The 2,355-nt window shown below is 54.6% G+C and carries 2 protein-coding genes; one reads left to right on the plus strand and one right to left on the minus strand.

The annotated features are described in order from the left end of the window. Positions 1-318 precede the first annotated feature (318 nt). Complete coding sequence (locus tag J07HQW2_RS00625) at positions 319-603, plus strand: hypothetical protein (protein ID WP_048075037.1); 285 nt, start codon at positions 319-321, stop codon at positions 601-603. Between the two features lie 472 nt (positions 604-1,075). Here J07HQW2_RS00625 and J07HQW2_RS00630 read toward each other — a convergent pair. Continuing rightward, the coding region (locus tag J07HQW2_RS00630) for a hypothetical protein (RefSeq protein WP_303703836.1) at positions 1,076-2,355 on the minus strand (1,280 nt) is incomplete at its 5' end.

A 2,355-nucleotide genomic window follows, 5' to 3' on the forward strand; every position in this document is an offset into this window, starting at 1 on the left:
CCAGTAACATGTCTCTGCTGGAGGAACCTGGACAGACTCAGCGATGCTGCGCTTGGTCACAGTATTGCTGGTGATTGTCCAGTGTACACACTACAATGCCCACACAAACATCCTGAGTTAGTTGTGCAAAGACAGTAGATGATCGCCAATCTTGTGATTGTTAGTGATCAGCGTGAATTGAACGTGAGAAGACCCCCTCTATTATCAGGGATAATAACAATAGATTATGACGATGAATGAATCTCTCCCGCTAGCTGTCCTGATGAGTTACTTCGTTGGTGTGGTCTCGTTTACCGATACCTGCTTTCAGATTGGTTTTTGACCACAACCATAACAGCGCTCTATAGCGGGATTGGATACTTTCTGTTAACCTCTGACATCTCACTACTGAGCGAACACGAACGGTTCACTTTCCAAGATACATACGACAGACTCGGCCAGACTATCGGTCTCTTCGGAGTGGCTATCAGTTCGTTAGCGCTGAGAAAATACGTTGATTTGCAACTGCCTGAGGCTGCCGGAGTTCTCATCTTGACAACTGGTATCGTTGCGTATTTTGTGATTCTCTCGGCTGCACAGAGTCGCCAGGCAAAGAGCACCTAATCTGTTGTGCGATCAATCCCGATCCCGCGACCGTCCCTCGTCAAGAGGTGTATCACACATTCAGTGGAGATTTGGATTCAGTAGATAGAATCCAAAGCTGAGAGACAATATCGAGTATCTATTTCTAAGCAACCGACTCTCTGAGACTCGACCTTGCAAACTCCAAAGTGAAGATAATCTCATCGGGCAGCTTCTCAACGACTTCACACCATGTCTATCGGTCTCCCAACAAGCCTCCGGTGTCGCTCATCTATCCGGTATGATTCTTGGAGCCACTGTCGCACTGTTTTACACCCGTCGCTAACTATTTCCGAATAGAAGTCTACGCTTTTTTTATCCTCAGGGGATTTGGAAATTCGGACTTCGTTTGTCACTCGCCGGAACGTGCGCGGGATCGCAGGCAATGCCCTCAGACCCTCACATCAGTCCGAGTCAATGATTGCCCTCTCAGGGTAAATCGCTATCGATCCGGTCACAGTGGAAGGATCGGCTCAGGTTTCACCACACGGTCGGGTCCGGATCCTCGCGAAAAGCCATCGGCACAACTGCGCTCGCCGCCGCGAATCCCAACGCAGTCGATTCCGACGATGAGGAGGCGCTGCTCGCTGCTGACGTCGACTCCGATACCATCCCACATCCTGGACACGCGATGATTTCCTACGCCCGCCGGGACAATCGCCCGTTCAAGCGGCCAAACTGGTTCATCGACTCGGGAGGCTATAGTGTCCAGAAGAAGTTCCACCACTACCTGACGAGCATCGACGACCTGAGTGAGCACGACGACCAGATCGACAAGCACACGCTCCGGGACTGGGCGTGTGTGCCCATTCTCCCTCACGACGCTAATCGGGATGATCTTCAGCGCACGCGGTTGGCGAGTGTGTGCATCCAGCTGGTCTTCAGGGACGAGTGTCCGTCCAAGACGCACCGGAACATCTGTCGAACTGATAGGGTCGTACTCATCGAAGCCAGATGCCGTGCCCGTCAACTGGCCGCCAGTCGGGTCGGTCAGGCGGTCGTGACCCATGCAGATGCACTGCCCACGTGCGAGAACATCGGACTCAGAGAGCGTATCAGCGGGTCGTCCGCAAGCGTTCATCTCAGTCCTCCGCTCATCACTCCGAGACGCGACCATCGGTTGGTCATCATACCAGCTGTAGACGCCCTCGAATTCACGTTCGAGTTCAGAGCCGGACTCGTGCGCACCAGTACGCTCAGACTCACGCTCGAAGTCGACATCGACGAAGACGTCGACATCGGAGTTGGGCTCGGTGGTCAAGTGTTGTCCATCCACGGTGTCACGGAACTTACGCTCAGTTGAGACTGCGGGCTGCGAGTGGGAACCCGTGTCTGCGTCGAGGTTGAGCCCGACGAATCGTCGGGGATTCCACTCCGTCGCCGAGATGGCGGATCTCCTCGGTAGAGAGGCGAACCGTCGCCGGGAATCCGTGTGCAGCCGCCTGTGAGAACAGGCAAACGGGGTGTGTGTTGGGTGCTCATCTTCGGTTTCGTGTTCGATTTCGGCACTGCCGCTCTGTTGTCCGCCCTCGGCGAGGTCGGACCTGCCGGTGTATCCACTGCGAGCTCGAAAAGCGACGTGCTTTCCACTCTCAGAGACGCGAACAGACCGCATAACTGTATCGCGCTCACCCCGCCGAAGTAATGCGGTTTTTCGCTGGGTATCCCCGCAATCCCGCGTATATTCACCGGACTCGTGAGCGCGACAGCCGATCAACCTGAACTGCTCGCTCA

Origin of the sequence: Haloquadratum walsbyi J07HQW2 (genome assembly GCF_000415985.1) — an archaeon.
GTDB classification, from domain to species: Archaea; Halobacteriota; Halobacteria; order Halobacteriales; family Haloferacaceae; genus Haloquadratum; species Haloquadratum walsbyi_B.